Here is a 19,734-nt window from a genome sequence, read left to right as displayed (position 1 = left end):
TTACCCGCGAATGGAGTCCAGCGTCTGGGTTATCGCTTCCGGGTACGGGGTCGGCGAGACGCCGAACGTCGCCTCATAGCGGGAGGAGTCGAACACGTACAGTGATGAGTTCTGGTAGCTCAGCTCCAGCGACTCTCGGGCGATCGGGACGAAGAGGGCGCCGAAGCGCATCGTTGCCAGCGACATGACGCGGTGTCGCAGGGCCCGCCCGCTGGCCATGGCGAGGTACTCCTCTCCGGTGCGGGCCGGGGCGGTCGGCAGGTGCCACACCCGGCCGCGGGCCCGCTCATCCGTGCCCAGCTTGGCAAGTGCCGGTCCGATGTCACGCGTGTAGGTCATGGAGTGCGGTTGATCGCTGTCGATGAGCCAGGTCGGTTCCTGCCCCGCAGCGACCCGGTCGAGCGCCATCGTGTTGAACGAACTGGTGCTGGCACCCGGCCCATAAAAGTCGGCACTACGACCGATGGTGAACTCGAGTCCGCGCTCCCTGCCTGCATCGAGCATCCGCAGCAGCTCAGCGCGCAGCTGGCCTTTGGCGCTGCTCGGCCTGATCGGGGTCTCTTCGGTCATCGGGCCGTCCACGCGTCCGTAGGCGTAAACGTTGTCGAAGTACACCAGGTGAGTCGTGTGCTGAATGGCAGCCTCGATGGCGTTGCGCATGATGGTCGGCCAGTCCCGGCGCCAGACTCGGGTTCGGTAGGGCAACCCGACCGTGAGATAGGCCACCTCTGCCCCTTCGACCGCGCGCCTGGTCGCATCCGGGTCGCGCAGGTCGGCCAGGATCGATGTCACCTCGCTGTTCGGATTGGGCGCGCGGCCGACGGATGCGACCTCTTCCCCTTGCGCGCGCAGGGCTGTGATGGTTTCCGCGCCGACAACGCCGTTGCCGCCGAGTATGACGTGCCTGGTCATGAGCGTTCTCCTTCGTCATCCGTGGTCGTTCCCTCGGCCGTGGGGGCAGGGAAGATCGCTGCCGTCTCGTGTTCCTGAGCCAGCCTTCGAAGGCCCGCCATCAGGGCGTCCCCCATGACCGTGCCGACGACCATGAGTTCAGCAACCAACGCCGGGCTGCTGCGCTCGGCCAGTGCCGCAAGGTCGGCCCGCGCGATGATGCTCGCCGCCTCCGCATAGGCCTCCAGGTAGTCCGGGGAGGGCGCAAAGCCTATGGTGGCCAGGCCATCGAGCGCCCGTGCCACCAGTTCGTTCCCTGGGTTGTGTGCGCTCACCGCCCACGAACGACCGGCAACCAGGTCGGTCACGGACTGTCGTGATTCTTCGGATGCCGGCTGCGCGCTTATCGACCGCCCGGCACCCATGGCGTGCTGGGCTGCATCGAACACATGAGCGAGCGACCCCTGGTGCGTGTCGAGCACGCCGAGCACCTGGCGAGCGTCGGCGATGCTCAGCGCACCAACATCGATGAGCGCCCTGGCCAGTTTCGCGCGCTGCAGGTGCGTGTCCTTGTACTCGGTCTGGTTGCTGCTGGTGCGCCGGCCCTCTGGCACGAGCCCTTCCCTGACGTAGTACTTCAACGTGGACTGGGTTATCCCGGCCGATTCGCAGAGTTCGGAGATCTTCACCTGCTGATAGTAATACTATCGATAGCAGGAGTGCCACCAAGATCACGCTCATCGAAGACAATTGGCATGACAGCGACGAGAGTGTGAGCATCGCCATGCTCACCGGCGGAGCAGCCTCAGTGGCGTCCTCTGGTCTGACCTGGCGCGCTGAGCCATGGATGCGCGTCAGCCGACCTGCAGCAGGATCTTCCCGATGTGAGCGGATGACTCCATCCGCTGGTGCGCTGCCGTGGCATCCGCCAGTTCGAACACGGAGTCGATGATCGGCTTCACCGTTCCGGCCTCCACCAGCGGCCAGACGTGCTCCTGCACCCCGGCGACGATCTCCTGCCGCTCAGCGAGGGGGCGGGCGCGGATCGTGGCCGCGAAAATATGCCCGCGCTTCCTCATCAGGGCACCGACGGAGAAAGTGCTCCGCTCACCGCTGCGATTGGCGATGCAGGTGATGCGGCCGTTCACCGCCAGGCAGTCCAGGTTGCGGGACAGGTAGTCGCCGCCGACCATGTCCAGGATGACATCCGCGCCGTGACCGTCCGTGCTCTCCATCACGATGTCGACGAAGTCCTGCGTCCGGTAGTTCACGCCGATGGCCCCCAGATTGTCGACGAATGCGACCTTCTCTGCTGTCCCAGCCGTGGCGATCACCCGGGAGCCGAGCGCGACGGCCAACTGGATCGCCATGGTGCCGATGCCGCTGGATCCGCCGTGCACGAGCAGGGTCTCCCCCGGCTTCAGCGCGCCCATCATGAAGACGTTCGACCAGACGGTTGCGGCGGCCTCGGGCAGCGCTGCGGCGTCGAGCACAGACACGCCAGCCGGCACGGGGAGCACCAACCCAGCGTCGACGACGACGTCCTCCGCGTATCCGCCGCCGAGCAGCAGTGCGCACACCTCGTCGCCGACGGTGATGCCGGTCACCTTTGATCCGACTTCCGTCACGACACCGGATGCCTCCAGGCCCGGCCAGGCCGGCGCACCCTCCGGTGGCGGGTAGCTGCCTTCCCGCTGGCCAATGTCTGCCCCATTGATGCCGGCACCCACAACGGTGAAGCGGATGTCGCCGGACCCCAGCACTGGCGCCTGGACCTCCGTGAGCTCGAGAACCTCCGCCGGCCCGAACCGGGGAATCGTAATGGCCTTCATGCCATCCCACTGTAGGAGGTTCCGGTCTCGACCACCGGATGAGAACTCTCTCATCGCCTGCATTCGCCTGGCCCGGGCCCGCAGGCGATACTGGGAAGATGGCCTCTTTGCGCGTGCGAAAGCGACGAGAGCATTCTGAGCGTCGCCCTCGCCGCTCATTGTCGGTGCGTACGCGAATCCTGCTGTCGATTCTCGCCACGACGGCCTTGGGATTGCTGGCCGCCGGCGTCGCCTCCTACCTGGTACAAGGGGAACGCGTGCGCGGGGCCGTCGATGAGCGTCTGTTGCACTCCGTCTCAGAGCTCAAGGCGATTGCCGAGGGGCAGACCGCCGAGACTGCTCCGGCCACGGTGGAGGATTTGCTCAAGCTGGCGATCCAGCAGTTGGTCCCGGCAACGAACGAGGGCGTCGTCGGCTTCATCAACGGGACGCCGGCGCTCGTTCCGGCGACCAACCTGTCATTCCGCATCGAGCACGATGCTGCCCTGGTGGAGCGGGTCGTGGACGAGGCGCATCCCAGCAACGTCGTCATGGGGACAGCGAAAGCGGATGCGGGAACGCTTCGCTATGCGATCGTGCCGGTACGCGTCGCAGGCGATCCTGACACCGGGCTGTATGTCGCCGCCTACAACCTGGATGCCGAGCTCGGGGCAGTGGCGCTGTCCTTTCGCACCTACATCGTGGTGGCGATCCTCGCGCTGATCCTGGTGGGCGCGGTCGCCTGGATCGTAGCCGGCAGACTGCTCCGACCGATCAGGCTCCTTCGCGAGGCGGCTGCGGGCAGCAGCACGGCGGCTGACCTGACGGAGCGAGTACCCAGTTCAGGGCGCGATGACGTGTCCGAACTGGCTGAGGCGATTAACGGGATGTTCGATCGGCTGCAGGACTCGTCGCAGAGCCAGCGGCGCCTGCTTGATGACGTCAGGCACGAACTGAAGACGCCGATCACCATCATTCGCGGCCATCTGGAGCTCCTCGATTCGCAGAATGCGGCAGACGTCGAGGCCACCAGGCTCCTGACCATTGACGAGCTCGACCGGATGAGCACCTTGGTTTCGGATATCGCGCTCCTGGCGGAGACCGGAAACCCGCAGTTCATCGAGCCGGAGGAGGTCGATCTCGCGACTTTAACTGCCAGCGTCGGAGCGAAGGCGTCTGTCCTCGCTCCCGAACGCGCCTGGAATCTGGTGTCCGCCGACGGTCTGGCCGTGTTCGATCCCCGACGCCTGACCCAGGCGTGGCTCCAACTCGCGGAGAACGCAGTCAAATATTCGAGCCCAGGACAGCCCATCACCCTGGCCAGCGAAGTTGTTCAGGCCAGGACGGATGCCTGGCTGGAGTTCTCGGTGCGGGACAGCGGTCCCGGTATCCCGGAATCGGAGCGGATGCGCATTTTCGAACGGTTCCAGCGGCTGGAGGCACACGGTGCCGTGGGCGGGGCCGGACTCGGCCTGACAATCGTGTCTGCCATTGCGGACGCGCACGGGGGCGCAGTGAGGCTCGACCATTCCGCGGAGGGCGGTGCTGTCTTTGTCATTCGCATCCCATTCGTCTCCCACCCTGCCGTGGACGACGCAACGACAGGGATGCCAGAAGCAGTGAGCGCAGCGGAATGAGCACGATTCTCATCGCAGAGGACGAAACCAGGATTTCGGCTTTCATCGAGAAGGGCCTGAAGGCTGCCGGTTTCACTGTCGCGGTCGCCGTCGATGGGGCAAGGGCACTCGCCGAAGCGCAGTCCGGCAAATACGATCTGATGATCCTCGATGTCGGCCTTCCGACGCTGGACGGCTTCAGCGTCCTGGCGGCCCTGCGCGGCACAGGGAATCCACTCGCCGTCATCGTGCTCACGGCGAGGGACTCGGCCACCGACACGGTCCGCGGCCTGGAAGGTGGAGCCAATGATTACATGTCGAAACCGTTCCGCTTCGACGAGTTGTTGGCACGGGTTCGCCTGAGGCTGAAGGACACCCGCTCAGAGTCGGTTGGCACACTCGCGGCGCACAGCCTCGAGCTGGATCTGAAGACCCGCAGGATCACCGTCGAGGGTGTGGCCCACGATCTCTCGGCTCGGGAGTTTGCGCTCGCCGAGGAGTTCATCCGACACCCCGACCAGGTGCTCAGTCGCGAACAGCTGCTCAGTCGGGTCTGGGGCCTTGACTTCGACCCGGGGTCGAACGTCGTCGAGGTCTATGTTCGCTACCTGCGCGGCAAGATCGGTGCCGCCCGAATTGAGACGGTACGCGGCATGGGCTACCGCCTCAAATGAGGAACAGAAAACGGCCGGGAATGCGCAACCCGAATGCGCATTCCCGGCCGTCGGCCGGCGCCGGGGCGCCAGCGGTCCGGGACCGAGTGGCCCGGAGCTTAGCCGCGACCGTTGGCGGATGCGTCGACGCCTACTGAGACGTCCACAGATACGGCGGCGGCCGGGTCAACAGCTTCGACAGCATCCTTCTCGTGCGCCCAGGCGGAGACCGACTGGCCGGTCTCGCTGCCCTTCACCGTCGAAGCGTTCTCAGCGGCGACGCGCGGCTCGACTGGAGCTACCGTCGGCTCGACGGTCGCGTCAGCGTCGGCCTCGACTGTCGCCTCAGCATCAGCCGAAACATCACTGCCGAAAAGCCCCTTCGCGTTGGCGTCCGCATTCGCCATGGCGGTTTCACTGGCGTGAGCCGACGCCGGCCCGACTCCGCTGACCTTCAACACCTGGCCGGGCGCATCCGCCACCGTCAACGAACCGGTTGCGGCGTAGGCCGCTCCCCCGGCCAATGCGACACCGAGGATGCTCGCTGCGGCGGTGGTGATCAGCTTGGTGGATGACTTCAACACGTTATAACCCTACTTTCCAGCGCACCGTTCGGGGCGCTGGTAATACTCTCCCGCCCGGGAATGAGCTGATTGCGTGACGCGGATGAGTAAGTTCTCATCTGGCCGGATGCCAACCCCTCGATGTGCCGTTCCGGAGGCATACGATCATCCCGTGAGACTGCTCGAGCGCGCACACCTCCTCGCCACCCTCGACGAGGAGCTGGCCGCGGCCCTCGCCGGCTCCGGCCGACTCGTCCTGGTCACCGGCGAAGCCGGTATCGGCAAGACCGCGCTCGTGTCGGCCTTCCGTCAGGAACGCTCGGGCGACATCCGCTTCCTCTGGGGACAGTGCGACCCGGTTGCCGCCCCCAGTCCGTTGGCTCCCATCCGCGAGATCGCCACGGAGTTGAGCGCCGACTTCGAGGAACTGCTGTCCACCGGTGCTGATTCCTATCTCCTGGCCACCAGGTTCTCGTCGCTGGTCTCCGAACAACCGACGGTGCTGGTCCTGGAAGACCTGCACTGGGCGGACGGCGCGACCCTCGACCTGCTCGTCTACCTGGGCAGGAGGCTGGCCGATGCACCGCTGATCGTGCTGGCGACGTTCCGCTCCGATGAGGTGACGGCCGGGCATCCGCTCCAGGGCGCCCTCGGCCGGCTCGCCGGGTCGCCGCAACGCCGGGTTCCGGTGCCGCCCCTCACCCTGGCTGCGGTGACCGAGCTGGCAGCCGGAAGCGAAGTCGACGCCGAGCGATTGCTGCGGGTGACCGGCGGCAACGCGTTCTACGTGACGGAGGCACTGGCCGCCGGCCTCGAGAACATCCCGGGGACAGTCGTCGACAGCGTCCTCGGCCGCGCTGCCCGATTGGGCCCGGCAGCACACGCAGCGCTCGAGTTCGTCTCCGTATTTCCGAGCGGATGCGAGCTGGCCATCGTAGACGCGGAGTCGGCGACGATCGGCATCGACGAATGCGTAGCCGCCGGCCTGCTGCACGCCACCAGCCGACGGGTCGTCTTCCGGCACGAGCTGGCACGCCGCGCGATCGAACAGTCGATCCGTCCCGCCCACGCCCGCCGCCTGCATGCTCGCGTGCTGGAATTGCTCGAAGGCGCGCCCGAGGCCGATCCAGCCCAGCTCGCGTTGCACGCAGGGGGCGCCGGAAACGGAGCAGCGGTCATCCGCTACGGGATGCTGGCCGGAAGGCACGCAGCCCAGTTGGGGGCGAATCGTGCAGCGGTCGAACACTTCGCCGCCGTGGTCGAGCATGTCGGCAACTCCTCCGCCACGATGCGGGCCGAAGCGCTGGAGCGCCTGGGCGAGGCGAAGTCGAGCCTTGCCGAGCCGGAAGCCGCCCTGGTCGCTGTCACCGAGGCCGCGCAGTTGTGGGAAGCTGCCCAGCTGCCGCTGAAGGCGAGCAACGCGAGAGTGCGTGCGGCGGAGCACCTCTGGTCCGCCGGTCGCGGACCGGAAGCCAGGGAGCTGGCAGACCAGGTGGTGGCCAGTCTGGAAAGTGTCGGCGGCCAGCCGCTCGCCCACGCCCTCGCGGAGCAGGCCCGGCTGCAGATGCTCACACGCGATCTGACTGGGGCAGTCCGCACCGGCCAGCGCGCCATCGCCCTCGCTGAACCGTTCGGCGATCATGCGAGCATGTCGCGTGCTTACAACGCGGTGGGCTCCTCGCTCTGGTTCCTGCGTCCGGCGGAGGCGGAGCCGAACCTCCTGGCCAGCCGTCGCCACGCCGAGCTCGCCCAGGAGCCGGAACTGGTGGCCAGCGCCCTCACCAACCTGGGTTCGGGCGCTGGCGAAGTGCGGCTCTACGACACCGCGAACCGCTGGCTCGACGAGGTCATCGAGTGGTGCGAACCGCGCGATCTCGACGCGATCGGCGACTATGCCACGGCCTGGCGCGCCCGAACCGCACTGGAGCAGGGCGAGTGGGCGAAGGCCGCCCAGCTGGCCGGGCGATCAATGGCCCGCATGCCGGTGCCCATCACCCGGATTGTCGCATTGACGGTGCTCGGTCTGCTGCGCTCTCGACGCGGAGACCCCGGCGCGGAGAACGCCCTCGACGAAGCCTGGCGCCTGTCGGTACAGAGCGGCGACCTGCAGAGGCTCTGGCCGGTAGCCGCAGCGCGGGCCGAGTCCAGGATGTGGCTTCACGGCGAGGTTGGCGGGGTGGATGAGCTCGGCGAGGCGATGCGACTTGCCAGGACCCACCGGCACGGCTGGGCGATCGGCGAACTCGGCACGTGGCTGCTGCGTGCAGGCGAGCACGTCGATAGCGAAGCGGCGGATGACTCCGCAGGCCCCTATGCGAGCTGGCTCCGTGGTAATTCTGCGGTGACGATCGCCGGCTGGCAGTCGCTCGACTGCGCATTCGACGAACTGCTGGTCCACTGGGACGACGCGACCGAGCCGTCACTGAGGGCAGGCCTGCTGATCGCTGAGACCTTCGGCGCAACGGCAGTTGCGGCACGCTTCCGCCAGGGGCTGCGAATGCTCGGCGTCAGCAGTATCCCGCGGGGTGCACGGAAGGCCACTGCCGAGCATCCGGCCGGCCTGACCGCACGCGAGTCGGAAGTGGTCGGACTTATGGCTGACGGGCTGAGCAATAGCGATATCGCGGACCGGCTGGTGATCTCCACTCGCACGGTCGATCATCATGTGTCCTCGATCCTGCGCAAACTCGGCGTCACCTCCCGTCGGGAAGCGGTGAAGGCGCTTCCCACCGTGGGCGGCGGCACCGCCCAAGATAGGCAACCATCACCCATGTGACCGATGCCGCCCTGGTCGCAGACTGCTGGATGCCGGCATCTCGGCCGGCACGCGAATGGAGGTCATCATGCCCCGCTATCTCATCGAACGGACGTTCCCCGACGGCCTGGCCATCCCCATGGATGACGCCGGTGCCGGCGTCGTCGCATCCGTGGTCGGGAACAACAGCACCGAGAACGTCACCTGGGTGCACTCCTATGTGGCCAAGGACAACGGCAGCACGTTCTGCATCTACGACGCGCCCAACCCGGAAGCGATCCGTGAAGTGGCCGGGCTGAACTCGCTTCCGGTCAACGCCATCACCGAGGTGCGGGTACTCGATCCGTACTTCTACCAGCCCTGACGTCCACGCGGCACCACGCTCGCCTCCTGCCGAATTGGGCGCGAGCGTGGTGAACTGGGGGTGATGGACGATTCAGAGCAGACGACCGCCGCCCCCGGTACCCAGGTCCGGAAGATCCCGGAGACCACTTCGGACACGGTCGAAAACGACTTCCGCATCGACCTGGAGCGGATCCGGTTCTCGCCGTACTTCTCGCGGCTGTCCGCCGTCACCCAGGTCATCCCCCAGGCGGGCTCTGGCACGGTCATCCACAACCGGCTCACGCACTCCCTGAAGGTCACGGCGGTCGCCCGTTCCATCGCGGTCAGCCTGCGCGACGGTGCCGATGAGCAGACCGCGAAGACGATCGCTGAGCTGGGCGGATGCGATCACATCGTTGCGCAGGCCGCGGCGGCCGCACACGACCTGGGGCACCCGCCGTTCGGCCACCTGGGCGAGCAGGTCCTGGACCGCGTCGCCCGCAACCGGCTGGGACTGAGTGACGGGTTCGAGGGGAACGCGCAGACGTTCCGCATCCTCACGACGCTCGACAACGGTGACGCGACGGATCAGGGACTGAACCTGACCGCTGCGGTCCGCGCCGCCGTTCTCAAGTATCCGTGGACCCGCCACGAGTGGCGCGATGTCGAGGCGGCGGCGCCCGTGCTCCCGCGCGGGGTCGGCGTCGATCGCGCCGATGGAGCGCTGAAGTACTCGAGCTACCTGTTGAACGCCGCCGAAATGGCAGCGGTGAAGGCGCGGTATCCGAACGTCGAGCGGTATCAGCAGACGGTGGAATGCTCGGTGATGGATGTCGCCGACGACATCGCTTATTCGGTGCACGACCTCGACGACTTCTATCGTGCCGGGGTGCTGCAGCACACCACGGTCGCCGCCGAACTGGAGAACTGGCTCGCCCACCAGCACTCGCTGGCGAGCCTCGATCAGGAGACGCTGGAGACTTCGCTGCGCACGCCGGGGCACTCGCTCGAACTGGCCTGGCGCCGCACCAGCGAGAAGGATCGCTGGATCGCGCACGAGGATGCGTTCCGTGACGCCGTCATCCGGGTGCAGGACGGCCTGGTCGAGGGGCTGCTCGCCATCCCCTTCGACGGCGGTGTCGCGGCCGAGCGCCGGGTGGCCGCATTCACCCGGTTCTGGATCGACCGGCTGAAGGCCTCCATTGCGGTGGACGGGACGCCGAATGTTCGCAGCGGCCACGTGCGCCTGACCCAGGATGCCTGGCACGACGTCGTCGTGCTGAAGTTCGTGCACAACCGCTTCGTTCTCGACCGCCCGGACCTGACCATCTACCAGCGAGGCCAGGCGCGGGTACTCGAATCCCTTGTCGAGGGCTTCCACGACTGGCTCAACGATGCGGATGATGCCCTGCGGGCACCGCGCAGGCTCATCGACTCCGTCGAGTCGACCACTCAGTCGTATGTCGAACTGCGGGCATCCGGCACTCCACTCGCAGTCGACTGGCGCGACGCCGACATCATCCGCCTGGGCAGGGCCCGTGCGGTCATCGACTACGTGGCATCGTTCACGGACGCCCAGGCCGTGTCGGCGGCAGCCCTGCTGGGTGGGACCTCCGACCGCCACTGGAACGACGGCCGGAGCCTGTAAGCAGTCGCCTGAGCGGCTCAGATCCGGAATTTGGTGCTGCCAGGGCGGTGGAAGCGCCAAGTTCCGGATCTCAGTGGCGAGAACCGCGTCGACCATGGGTCAGATGCACCATGTGTCACACCCGGCGCATGAAGCACCCTCGAAGGACAAACAACCCTTCGAAAGGACCTTCCGAAATGGTCACCGTCGACACCGCATCCCCTGACTCGTCCGCCCAGGCCACAGCGCCAGCCCCGTTGTCCCGCCTCGTGAGAATCACCGCCGGAGTGAGCCTGGCGTTGGCCGGACTGCTCAACGGCCTGCCGGCTTACCTGTCCCAACTCTTCGCCGGCGACCTGGAGTACAGCGACTATCTCCTGTGGGGCGCAGCGAACCCGGAGCTGGCCCAAATTGAGCAGATCGCCTACGTGGTGAGCATGCTGTTCGCCCCGATCGGCCTGCTGGCGATCGCCCAGGTGACCCGCTGGCGTGCACCGATACTCACGGCAATCGCCGCTCCGCTCTTCGTCTGGGGCATGTGGGGGTTCCAGAACATCCTGAGCTTCGGGTACCTGACAGTCTCGACAGCGGCGCGATCGATCGGCACGGATGCTGCCGTGGGCTTGAACGATGGCCTCGCCGCCGACGCACCCGGCCTGCTGATCTCACTGCTGCCGCACCTGGTCGGATCGTTCCTCGGACTCGTCCTGCTCAGCATTGCCTGCTGGAAGAGTCGCGCCTTCTCACGAATCCCGCTCATCCTGATGGTCGCGTTCCTGATCTGGGACTTCCTGCTTCCGCCTGCCGGAATGCTGGAGCCACACATCCTGCTGGTCGTCGCCTGGGTTTGGCTCGGTATCGACCTCATCAGGATGCCTGGAGCGGTGTGGCGCGGCGAATCCTCCGTACGCCGGACGTGAGCGCATCCGCAGGCAACAGTCACCACCCGTCGACCTTTCCGGCCGGCGGGTGGATGGCCATACTGTAACCATGCGACGCGTTGTGGCGAGGCTGCAGAGTGCCGGGCCACTGTTGGCCTGGAGCGTCGGTGCGATCATCCTCACCGTGTCGGGTCTGACAGCAGTTCTCGCGTCTGGTGCAACCGCCGAGGTGCCGTGGAAGCTGCTGATCATCGGGGTCGTGTGGGCGGTTCCTGGCGTCCTGATCTCTGCTGGTCGGCCCCAGATCGCTGTCGGATGGCTCATCCTCGCGTCAGCCGTGATTTTCGCTGCTGCGGGGGCCTCGAACGCCTGGGTCGCGTTCGCCATCGAATCGGGAGTGGGCGATGGCGTGGCGTGGGCAGCCTGGTTCGCGGACCGGTTCTCTGCCGTGCTCGTGCCGCTCACGTTTCTGGCGGTCATCCTGCTGCCCGATGGCCGGTTGCCATCCGCCCGCTGGAAGCCGGTCGTTGTCCTGGTGAGCGCGTTGCAGGTGGCTACGGTCGTCGCCTGGGCGCTGGTCAGCGGCCCGGCCGGAGCACGGGATTCCGACCTTCCCCCGACCGCTCGCCAATTCGTGAACCCGGTGGGTATTCTTCCGGAGCCCGTGGAGCACGTACTCGCCGCGGTCGAGCCCTTTGTCCTCCAAGTGCCGTTGCTGTTGGCCCCGATCGTCTTCGCCGTTCGCCTGTGGAGGGCCAAGGGCTCCGAACGCACCCGCATCGCCACCATCCTGCTGGCTGCCACGGTTTTCGTGCTGATGCTGGTCGTCGGCCGTGGCCTCTGGCCGGGAGCCGCCGAGGTTCTCGACATCGCGGCTGGCGTCTTTCTGGCCGCCGTGGTCACGACGGCGGTGCTCAGGCGGCGCCTGGCTGGTGTCGACGTCGTTGTCCACCACGCGGTGCTCTTCACCGTGCTCACCACCGTGATCGCAGGCGCATACACTCTCGCGGTAGCCGTGGCCGCGTTGTCCAGCCAGACGCTGCCGCCATTCGGAGTGGGGTTCATCGCGGCGCTGGTCGCGGTGGCGGCCCTTCCCCTGCGAGGGTGGCTTCAGCTGCTGGTGGATCGGCTGCTCTACGGTGACCGTCGAAAACCGTACGAGGCTCTACGCCGGCTCGCCGCCAGAACGCACGGCGCCGTAACACTCGGCGAACTCCTCGACGAGCTCGCCGCGTCGATTGCCGCCTCGCTCAGGGTTCCCTGGGTGCAGGTGGAGGTGAATGGGACCGAGGCGAGCACCGGCATCCGGCCGCTGGAAGCGACTGTGGCCCAGGCGCCGCTGGTATCCCAGGGACTTCAGCTTGGCACCATCACGGCAGCTGCCGGTCCCGGTCGCGCCCTGGGACAACGGGACTCTGCGCTGCTGGCTGTGCTCGGCGAGTTCGGCGGCATGGCGGTGCAGACCATGATCCTGGCGGAGGCCGTCACGGCCAGCCGACAGCGTCTTGTCGCCGGTAGCGAGGAGGAGCGCCGTGCCCTGTCGCGCGACCTGCACGACGAGCTGGGTCCGACGATGGCCAGTATTTCGATGCAATTGGGAACCCTGCGCCGGATTGTTCTCACCGACCCGCAGACGGCCGAACAACGCTTGGGACAACTCGAACTGGCAGCGCAGGAAGCGTTGAACAGTGTGCGGTCACTGGCGAGGGGCCTGCGTCCCACGGTGTTGGACGAGCGAGGGCTGGCCGAAGCAGTACGCAGAGCCGCAGAGAGCCTGGGACTCGACGTACGGATGACCGTGGCCGAATTGCCGGAGCTGTCCGCAGCCGTCGAGGTGGCCGCCTATCGGATCGCTGTCGAGGCGCTCACCAATGTCGCCCGGCATTCCGGCGCCCGATCGGCACAGGTTGCCGCGACGGTAGCGGCGGATTCCCTGGTGCTGGAGGTGACGGACGCGGGCGCCGGCTTCGGGGACGGCACAACCCCAACGGGAGTGGGCATGATCGGAATGGGCGAGCGAGCCGAGGAGCTCGGCGGCACACTGGTTGCCATTTCCGGCGAACACGGTACGACAGTGACCGCGACACTTCCCTTGCACCAGGCACCAGCCAGAATGCCGCTCCCATGACCGAACGGGAACTCACCGTACTGCTCGCAGACGATCACCGGCTCTTTCGTGACGGCCTGCGCTTCACCCTCTCGCAGGAGAGTGGCATCACGGTGGTGGGTGAAGCCGGTGACGGCGCATCCGCTATCGAATTGGCAACAGCCCTGACACCGGACGTTGTGCTCATGGACATCAACATGCCGGTGCTGGATGGTGTCGCAGCCGCCGAGGCACTCACTGCCAACGGAGTGAGGTCACGAATTGTCATGTTGACCATGTCGGATGACGATGAAAGCGTGTTCGCCGCACTCAAGGCCGGCGCGAGCGGTTACGTCGTCAAGGGCTCGTCGCCGGAGCAATTACTGGCGGTGGTGCGGGCCGTGGCGGCCGGTCATGCGGTGTTCGGCGCGGGCGTGGCCTCCCGGATGCTCGATCACCTCGCTGCCCGGACTGCGAACTCAGCCGACACCTTCCCTGAGCTCACCGATCGGGAGCGGGAGGTGCTGAGACTCGTCGGCGACGGCCTCAGCAATCAGGAGATCGCCGACCGGCTGTTCATTTCGCGCATCACGGTGCGGAACCACGTGAGCAGCATCCTCCTGAAACTTCAGCTGTCGAACCGCCGTGAGGCGATCATCCGGATTCGTGACGGCGCGCGGCCCGCAGTCGACTGACCGTATTGTGGGATCGACCTCACAAACGGTGGGGCTGGCGCGTCTTCCCGGTGATGATGATGAAACAACCATTCGAGCAGGCGGTTTCCGCGCACGGGGCAACCGTGCTGCGGGTCTGCCGGGCGGTTCTCGGGCCGCACACCGACGCCGACGACGCCTGGTCGGAAACCTTCCTTGCGGCACTCGAGGCGTGGCCGAAGCTGGCGGATGACGCCAACGTCGAAGCCTGGCTGGTCACCATCGCGCATCGCAAGGCGCTCGATGTCATCCGCCGGAGGAGCCGCCAGGCGATCCCGGTCGGCGAGGTGCCGGACCGCGTGTCGACCATCGGAGTGCCAGAAGCGACCGACCACGACCTGTGGGCGGCCCTCGCCAGGCTCCCGGACAAACAGCGACAAGCCGTCGCCTACCACCACCTCACCGGCCTGCCCTATGCGGAGGTTGCGGAAATTCTGGGCGGTACGGCGGATGCCGCGCGCCGGGCAGCATCGGACGGCATCCAGGCCCTGCGCACCGCCTATGCGAACCAGGAATTGAGAGGATCACTGAGATGAACACCACCCTTGACGACCGCGACGATGCTGTTGTGACCCGGCTCTACGACCTGGCCACGCCCACGGCAGCCGAACTGGAGGGCCTGCACCAGCGCCTGGAGGGGCTGGCGAATGAGCGCGACCTGCTCGATGTCGCGTACACCACCGTCGACTCCCCTGTCGGCAGCCTGCTGCTTGCGGCAACCCCAGCCGGCCTGGTGCGCGTGGCCTTCGAGCGCGAAGACCACGACCTCGTGCTGGAGTCGCTGGCCGGTCGGGTGAGCCCCCGCATCCTGAAGTCCGCCGGCCGGCTGGATGCCGCCGCGCGGCAACTCGACGAGTATTTTGCCGGGCGTCGCACCGACTTCGACCTGGCGCTCGACTACCGGCTGTCCAGCGGGTTCCGCCAACTGGTGCAGCAATACCTCCCGCACATCGGCTACGGGCACACCCAGTCGTACCGCGAAGTCGCCGAATTCGTCGGCAACCCGAAGGCCGTGCGGGCGGTGGGCAGCGCCTGCGCCACCAACCCGCTGCCGGTGGTGGTGCCCTGCCACCGGGTGCTCCGTACTGACGGAACGCTCGGCGGCTACATCGGCGGCCTCGAGGCCAAGAGCGCGCTCCTCAGCCTGGAGCACGCCGCGTGAGCGATCCGATTCGCGCAGACGTGGTTGTGGGAGAGGACGGCCTGGCCCGCCCGGCCTGGGCGGCCACCGACCCGATGTTGCAGCGCTACTACGACACCGAGTGGGGAATGCCGATCACGGACGAGCACGGACTGTATGAGCGCATCAGCCTGGAGGCCTTCCAGGCGGGGCTGTCCTGGGCGATCATCCTGCGCAAGCGAGAAGGCTTCCGCGCGGCATTTCATGATTTCCATCCGGAAACTGTCGCCGCGTTCACTGCGGCGGATGTCGAACGCCTGATGGAAGACACCGGCATCGTGCGCAACCGGATGAAGATCACCGCGGCAATCACCAACGCGAAGGCGACGATCGCCCTGCGGAGCGATGGCGGGCTGGCCGACTTCGTCTGGTCGTTCAAACCCGTCGATACACCGCGCCCTCGTTCGTATGCGGAGGTCCCGACGACATCACCGGAATCCATTGCCCTGTCCAAAGCGCTCCGCAAGAAGGGCTTCGCATTCGTTGGACCCACCACGATGTTCGCCCTGATGGAGGCGATCGGCATGGTGGACACCCACCTGCTCACCAGCCACCGTCGCGGCACCTCTGGCGTCTGGCCGCACCCGTGAGCGCAGGCAATCGGCGGTCAGACGCGCTGATGAAGGCGATGAACCTGCTCCACCGCGCGGTGCTGAAGCTCAGCGGCGGCCGAGTCGGCTGGAAGCTCGGGCAGATGACCGCCGTCGAGTTGCACACCATCGGACGCACGAGCGGCCGGCGGCGGTCGACCATGCTGAGTGCGCCGATCAGTGATCGCGACCGTATCGTGCTGGTCGCGTCCAAGGGAGGCGACGACCGGCATCCGCAGTGGTATCTCAACCTGGTTGCCCATCCCGAGGTCGAGCTGACCATTCGGGACGAGACCCTCCGGATGCGTGCCCGCACCGCCACTGCCGCCGAGAAGGCGGACCTGTGGCCCACCATCGTGAAGGTCAATCCCGGCTACGCGGGCTACCAGCGCAGGACCGACCGGGACATCCCGGTGGTCATCTGCGAGCCGATGGGCTGACTGGGGCCCGGCTACCGGCGGACCCCATCCCAGAGGATGATCAGACGGATGCTTTCGAGGCTTCGAGCGCGCCTTTCCTGCCGCGATGGATGGCGCCGCCCAGCCATTCGTCGTCCGTGAGACGGGCAACGCGCAGCGCTGCCAGCCCTAGCCCCACAACGAGCAGAACGGTGGAGGCGAATTCCATCACCGGATGCAGGTTGACCAACAACCCGACAATGGCGACCATGATGGCGATCGGCGCGACCATCGGCACGATGCGTGAACGCAGCATGGCGACCGCGACCACCAGAAGTCCCACGAACAGTGCAACGACGTGGACAGTCTCGAAGACTATGAGGGTAGTCGAGCCTTCGACGCTCTCGACGAGCGCTACCTGCTGCTCCTCCGGGATGTTGCTGCCGGCGAGCGGAGCGAGGTAGAGGCCCGCAGCATCGATCGGCAGAATGGCCAGCCCACCGAGCATTACGAGAAGGCCAGCCCAGCGACCGAAGAGCGTGCGGTCACCGAACAAGCGCATCAGGGCGAGCCCCGCAGGCAGCCAGGCAACCGCGGAGAGCAGGAAAAGGGTCTGTCCGAGCGCCCACGCGTCCGGTTGCCCTGAGATGAGCGAAAGCAGTTCCTGAGTGCCTTCCGCGTCCGGGGTAATGTCACGCAACATTGCTGCTGCCAGCAACAACGGGGCTGCCAGCAGCGAAGCGGTGTAGACGGTACGGGTGACTGATCGTGAACCTGACATGGTGAACCTCCTGTGGATGGTTGAACGTGACTCCAGAATCTCGCCACGTCCCGCTGCCTGTCGTCCTTCGCGTCGTCGGAATTGGTGACGGACAGGACGACGCCCACGTCATCCGCAAGGATGACGAATGGGGTCATCCTCGAGCAGGGTGTCGGTTGTCCCACCATCGAATATGGTGAACTCGTGCGATCACGGAGAGCACCTCTCGAGACCACCGGACCCGATGTCGTGCTCGGTGTGGCCCTCGGCGCGGTCGGAGTCGCCGAGACCTTCGTGGTGCTCGGTGGTTCCCAGTCGCAATTCGCCGTGGTGGCTCTTTCGATGGCCGCTCCAATCATTTGGCGGCGCGCCCACCCCTATATCGTTTCGAGCGTTTTGGTCCTTGCGCTCGTCGCCCAGCTGGCGTTCGCGAGCATTCGGGTTTTCGACCAGACCTTCACTGGGTACGTGTGCATCGTCATCGCAATGTATTCGGTGGGCCGCCACGGGGGCGACCGCAGGCCCGGCGTCATCGGCCTGTGCGTTCTGACGACTGGGGTCACGATCGCCCTGCACGATGCAAGTCTGGTATCAGGCATGCTGGCGCTGATCCTCACGCTCGTACCTGCGTTGCTAGGGGCTGCCATTCAGGCTCGGATCAGAATCACATCTGTTCTGGAGGAGCAATCCGCCTTGCTGGCCGCATCGGCCGAGGTCGTGGCGGCGGCCGAGGCGACAACCGTACGCTCACAGCTTGCGGCCCAGGTCCAGATGGTGGTGAACCACGAGGTGCTCCTGATGACTGTCCAGGCGGAGGAGGCGAAGCACCTCGCCTCCAGCGACCCGATCGGCGCAGCCGAGTTGATCGCCGCCGTGGAGCATCGCGGCCGCAGAGCGTTGACCGACTTGCGCCGACTTGTCGGCATCATGCGGGAAGGAGATGACGGTGCCACACTTCCTCCTGCTGATTCATCTGGGTCCTCGGGGGCTCCAGAGATCGACCGGACGCCGACATCCGCTGCGACCTCGCGGCCGGAGCGGCACGGGATCGCTCCGGCCGCGCGCTGGGTTTCCACTGCAGGCGCGATGATCCTCGTCGCAATAGCCGCCGCTGAATCAGGGTTTCTCGCTGGCGGGCGATCGGAACCGGTGGCTATTGCATCGCTGACCGGTGCGTTGATCGCCGCACCACTCCTGATGCGGCGGGCCTACCCACTCGGAGCCTCGGTTGCCTGCTGGGTCATCGCCGGCGGACTCGCAGCTTTCCTCCCTGTGCCTTTCTTTTCCCTCTCGCTCATCGCCGTCCTGCTGGCGTACTCAGTTGGTGCGTTCTCGGCGGGGCTACGAAGTGTGATGGGTGTGACGATCGGGCTGTGCGGCGTCATCGCGGTGAACGTTCTGTCGGGAATTGAGCAGTGGGGCGATTATGCGTTTCCGGCCGCCCTGGTCGCGGCTGCCTGGTTCGCCGGAAAGATGGTTGCCAAGCAGGGGCGCCTGACTGCCGCAGCAGTCGATCGAGCAGAAGAGGTCAAGCGTCTCCGGGATCTGCGAGCGGCCACGGCCGCTATGAGCGAGCGGCTCCTCATCGCACGAGAGCTGCACGACGTCGTCGCGCACACTCTGATGGTCATGGTGGTGCAGTGCGGTGCGGCCAGACGCACCCTGGAAGCAGGCAGGGCCGGTTGGCCGGAAGCTCTCGACATCGTCATGAGCACAGGCGCCTCGGCCTCCGCCGAACTGGACCGTCTGATGTCGGTCGATCCGGGCACCCCGGGAATTGCGGGCGTCCCTGGGCTCGATCAGGTGCCGTCTCTCGCGGAGCGAATCCGAACGGCGGGGTGCGAAGTCGAACTGCGAATCGGTGCCGACACAACCGCGCTTGGCAACGACCTGCAGTCGACCGTGTACCGAATCGTGCAGGAGGCCCTCACCAACGTCCTCCGGCACTCCGGCCCGACCCACGTTCTGGTGCTCATCGAGCGTCGAGCGGAGCACCTCGTCGTGGTGGTCAGCGACGCAGGTTCCAGAATGCCGCGATCCGACCGGCCCGATGGTAACGGCAACGGCATCGCCGGAATGCAGGAACGCGCACGCCTTCACGGCGGACAATTGAGTGCTCATCCACTGGCCGGCGGTGGATTCGTCGTGCGGGCGACGCTACCCACAAGTGTGATGGCGCAAGAGCAACCAGCATGATGCCTGATCCGAAGGGAATCGTGCGTGTGGTGATCGCGGACGATCAGGCGCTGGTTCGCACCGGACTTCGCCTCATCCTCGAGGCGGAACCCGACATCGAGGTGGTAGGTGAAGCGGAAGACGGCGCCGAGGCCGTCGAATTGGTCGCCAGATTGAAGCCGCGCGTCGCCCTACTGGACATCCAGATGCCAGTTCTTGACGGTCTTGAGGCGGCCAAGCAGATCCTGGGAGTTGCGCAACAGGAAACGGTTCGCGTCCTCATGCTCACAACCTTTGATCACCGCGAGTACGTTTACGAAGCCTTGCGCCTCGGTGCGAGCGGCTTCCTGCTCAAAGACACTCCAGCGGAGCACCTTGCCGCTGGGGTTCGTTCAGTGGCGCGTGGCGAGGCATTGCTCGCGCCGACGATCACGCGCCAACTGATCGAAGCATTCATCAGCCAGCCGTCGCCGGGAGAACACCCAACGTCGGTGATTCTCGATAGCCTCACCGTTCGGGAGCGTCAGATCTTCACGCTCCTGTCCCGGGGCCTCTCCAACCAGGAAATCGCACGAGACCTCTTCCTCGGCGAGACCACCGTCAAGACCCACGTCACACGAATACTCACCAAGCTGAACCTGCGGGACCGGATCCAGGCCGTGATCCTTGCTTATGAAGTCGGGGTTGCCAGGCCCCGGGCGTAAAGCCTGG

General features: G+C 66.3%; 19 protein-coding genes. 14 read left to right on the top strand and 5 right to left on the bottom strand.

What is annotated here, in order from left to right:
- The 3 genes from ACX3PH_RS10450 to ACX3PH_RS10440 all read right to left on the bottom strand — a co-directional run bounded on the left by ACX3PH_RS10450 (nt 1) and on the right by ACX3PH_RS10440 (nt 2,723).
- Entirely contained in the window at nt 1-912 is a 912-nt protein-coding gene (locus tag ACX3PH_RS10450) for an NAD-dependent epimerase/dehydratase family protein (protein WP_459092171.1), read from the bottom strand.
- Nucleotides 909-1,580 carry a MerR family transcriptional regulator gene (locus ACX3PH_RS10445; protein WP_459092169.1) on the bottom strand — a complete coding sequence of 224 codons (672 nt, stop codon included), beginning with the start codon at nt 1,578-1,580 and terminating at the stop codon, nt 909-911. Before ACX3PH_RS10445 ends, ACX3PH_RS10450 begins: the two co-directional genes overlap by 4 nt.
- Before the next feature lie 165 nt (nt 1,581-1,745).
- Nucleotides 1,746-2,723 (bottom strand): NAD(P)H-quinone oxidoreductase, encoded by a 978-nt coding sequence (locus ACX3PH_RS10440; protein ID WP_459092167.1) that lies wholly within the window; start codon nt 2,721-2,723, stop codon nt 1,746-1,748.
- Between the two features lie 164 nt (nt 2,724-2,887).
- Between ACX3PH_RS10440 and ACX3PH_RS10435 the strand changes: the two genes are divergently transcribed.
- Nucleotides 2,888-4,339, top strand: a complete 1,452-nt coding sequence (locus ACX3PH_RS10435; RefSeq protein ID WP_459092165.1) for a sensor histidine kinase — start codon at nt 2,888-2,890, stop codon at nt 4,337-4,339.
- Nucleotides 4,336-4,992 (top strand): response regulator transcription factor, encoded by a 657-nt coding sequence (locus ACX3PH_RS10430; protein WP_459092163.1) that lies wholly within the window; start codon nt 4,336-4,338, stop codon nt 4,990-4,992. The genes ACX3PH_RS10435 and ACX3PH_RS10430 overlap by 4 nt, the downstream gene beginning before the upstream one ends.
- Before the next feature lie 98 nt (nt 4,993-5,090).
- On the opposite strand, the gene ACX3PH_RS10425 is transcribed toward ACX3PH_RS10430, so the two are convergent.
- On the bottom strand, nt 5,091-5,555 hold the full coding sequence (locus ACX3PH_RS10425) for a hypothetical protein (RefSeq protein ID WP_459092161.1): 465 nt from the start codon (nt 5,553-5,555) through the stop codon (nt 5,091-5,093).
- A gap of 151 nt (nt 5,556-5,706) precedes the next feature.
- Between ACX3PH_RS10425 and ACX3PH_RS10420 the strand changes: the two genes are divergently transcribed.
- The 10 genes from ACX3PH_RS10420 to ACX3PH_RS10375 all read left to right on the top strand — a co-directional run bounded on the left by ACX3PH_RS10420 (nt 5,707) and on the right by ACX3PH_RS10375 (nt 16,130).
- The gene (locus ACX3PH_RS10420) at nt 5,707-8,310 is read left to right on the top strand and encodes an ATP-binding protein (RefSeq protein ID WP_459092159.1); all 2,604 of its coding nucleotides are present in this window, start codon (nt 5,707-5,709) and stop codon (nt 8,308-8,310) included.
- A gap of 67 nt (nt 8,311-8,377) precedes the next feature.
- Nucleotides 8,378-8,653: a DUF4242 domain-containing protein gene (locus ACX3PH_RS10415; RefSeq protein ID WP_459092157.1), complete on the top strand. Its 276-nt coding sequence runs from the start codon at nt 8,378-8,380 to the stop codon at nt 8,651-8,653.
- 63 nt (nt 8,654-8,716) lie between these two features.
- Nucleotides 8,717-10,261 (top strand): deoxyguanosinetriphosphate triphosphohydrolase family protein, encoded by a 1,545-nt coding sequence (locus tag ACX3PH_RS10410; protein WP_459092155.1) that lies wholly within the window; start codon nt 8,717-8,719, stop codon nt 10,259-10,261.
- Nucleotides 10,262-10,437: 176 nt separating this feature from the next.
- Nucleotides 10,438-11,160, top strand: a complete 723-nt coding sequence (locus tag ACX3PH_RS10405) for a hypothetical protein (RefSeq protein ID WP_459092153.1) — start codon at nt 10,438-10,440, stop codon at nt 11,158-11,160.
- Nucleotides 11,161-11,230: 70 nt separating this feature from the next.
- Complete coding sequence (locus ACX3PH_RS10400) at nt 11,231-13,249, top strand: sensor histidine kinase (RefSeq protein ID WP_459092151.1); 2,019 nt, start codon at nt 11,231-11,233, stop codon at nt 13,247-13,249.
- Complete coding sequence (locus ACX3PH_RS10395; protein ID WP_459092149.1) at nt 13,246-13,902, top strand: response regulator; 657 nt, start codon at nt 13,246-13,248, stop codon at nt 13,900-13,902. The genes ACX3PH_RS10400 and ACX3PH_RS10395 overlap by 4 nt, the downstream gene beginning before the upstream one ends.
- 59 nt (nt 13,903-13,961) lie before the next feature.
- Entirely contained in the window at nt 13,962-14,456 is a 495-nt protein-coding gene (locus ACX3PH_RS10390) for an RNA polymerase sigma factor (protein WP_459092147.1), read from the top strand.
- Nucleotides 14,453-15,082 carry a methylated-DNA--[protein]-cysteine S-methyltransferase gene (locus ACX3PH_RS10385; RefSeq protein ID WP_459092145.1) on the top strand — a complete coding sequence of 210 codons (630 nt, stop codon included), beginning with the start codon at nt 14,453-14,455 and terminating at the stop codon, nt 15,080-15,082. The genes ACX3PH_RS10390 and ACX3PH_RS10385 overlap by 4 nt, the downstream gene beginning before the upstream one ends.
- Nucleotides 15,079-15,690, top strand: a complete 612-nt coding sequence (locus tag ACX3PH_RS10380) for a DNA-3-methyladenine glycosylase I (protein ID WP_459092143.1) — start codon at nt 15,079-15,081, stop codon at nt 15,688-15,690. The genes ACX3PH_RS10385 and ACX3PH_RS10380 overlap by 4 nt, the downstream gene beginning before the upstream one ends.
- Before the next feature lie 29 nt (nt 15,691-15,719).
- A complete protein-coding gene (locus ACX3PH_RS10375; protein ID WP_459092141.1) occupies nt 15,720-16,130 on the top strand; it encodes a nitroreductase/quinone reductase family protein in 411 nt (136 codons plus the stop codon).
- A 40-nt stretch (nt 16,131-16,170) separates the two neighbouring features.
- Here ACX3PH_RS10375 and ACX3PH_RS10370 read toward each other — a convergent pair whose 3' ends face one another.
- Nucleotides 16,171-16,869 (bottom strand): hypothetical protein, encoded by a 699-nt coding sequence (locus tag ACX3PH_RS10370; RefSeq protein ID WP_459092139.1) that lies wholly within the window; start codon nt 16,867-16,869, stop codon nt 16,171-16,173.
- Nucleotides 16,870-17,052: 183 nt separating this feature from the next.
- Here ACX3PH_RS10370 and ACX3PH_RS10365 point away from each other — a divergent pair, with 183 nt between their 5' ends.
- Together ACX3PH_RS10365 and ACX3PH_RS10360 are read left to right on the top strand one after the other, a co-directional pair.
- Complete coding sequence (locus ACX3PH_RS10365; RefSeq protein ID WP_459092137.1) at nt 17,053-19,044, top strand: sensor histidine kinase; 1,992 nt, start codon at nt 17,053-17,055, stop codon at nt 19,042-19,044.
- Nucleotides 19,044-19,727: a response regulator gene (locus tag ACX3PH_RS10360; protein WP_459092135.1), complete on the top strand. Its 684-nt coding sequence runs from the start codon at nt 19,044-19,046 to the stop codon at nt 19,725-19,727. The genes ACX3PH_RS10365 and ACX3PH_RS10360 overlap by 1 nt, the downstream gene beginning before the upstream one ends.
- Nucleotides 19,728-19,734: the final 7 nt, after the last annotated feature.

It is taken from the genome of Homoserinimonas sp. A520, from assembly GCF_054489245.1.
Note: the sequence above shows the minus strand (reverse complement) of the source record. Positions and strands in the feature narration are given on the sequence as shown.

Coding starts and splice junctions, on each gene's coding strand:
- ACX3PH_RS10450 (WP_459092171.1), bottom strand. CDS start 912: ATGACCAGGCACGTCATACTCGGCGGCAACGGCGTTGTCGGCGCGGAA.
- ACX3PH_RS10440 (WP_459092167.1), bottom strand. CDS start 2,723: ATGAAGGCCATTACGATTCCCCGGTTCGGGCCGGCGGAGGTTCTCGAG.
- ACX3PH_RS10430 (WP_459092163.1), top strand. CDS start 4,336: ATGAGCACGATTCTCATCGCAGAGGACGAAACCAGGATTTCGGCTTTC.
- ACX3PH_RS10415 (WP_459092157.1), top strand. CDS start 8,378: ATGCCCCGCTATCTCATCGAACGGACGTTCCCCGACGGCCTGGCCATC.
- ACX3PH_RS10410 (WP_459092155.1), top strand. CDS start 8,717: ATGGACGATTCAGAGCAGACGACCGCCGCCCCCGGTACCCAGGTCCGG.
- ACX3PH_RS10405 (WP_459092153.1), top strand. CDS start 10,438: ATGGTCACCGTCGACACCGCATCCCCTGACTCGTCCGCCCAGGCCACA.
- ACX3PH_RS10400 (WP_459092151.1), top strand. CDS start 11,231: ATGCGACGCGTTGTGGCGAGGCTGCAGAGTGCCGGGCCACTGTTGGCC.
- ACX3PH_RS10395 (WP_459092149.1), top strand. CDS start 13,246: ATGACCGAACGGGAACTCACCGTACTGCTCGCAGACGATCACCGGCTC.
- ACX3PH_RS10390 (WP_459092147.1), top strand. CDS start 13,962: ATGAAACAACCATTCGAGCAGGCGGTTTCCGCGCACGGGGCAACCGTG.
- ACX3PH_RS10385 (WP_459092145.1), top strand. CDS start 14,453: ATGAACACCACCCTTGACGACCGCGACGATGCTGTTGTGACCCGGCTC.
- ACX3PH_RS10375 (WP_459092141.1), top strand. CDS start 15,720: ATGAAGGCGATGAACCTGCTCCACCGCGCGGTGCTGAAGCTCAGCGGC.
- ACX3PH_RS10370 (WP_459092139.1), bottom strand. CDS start 16,869: ATGTCAGGTTCACGATCAGTCACCCGTACCGTCTACACCGCTTCGCTG.
- ACX3PH_RS10360 (WP_459092135.1), top strand. CDS start 19,044: ATGCCTGATCCGAAGGGAATCGTGCGTGTGGTGATCGCGGACGATCAG.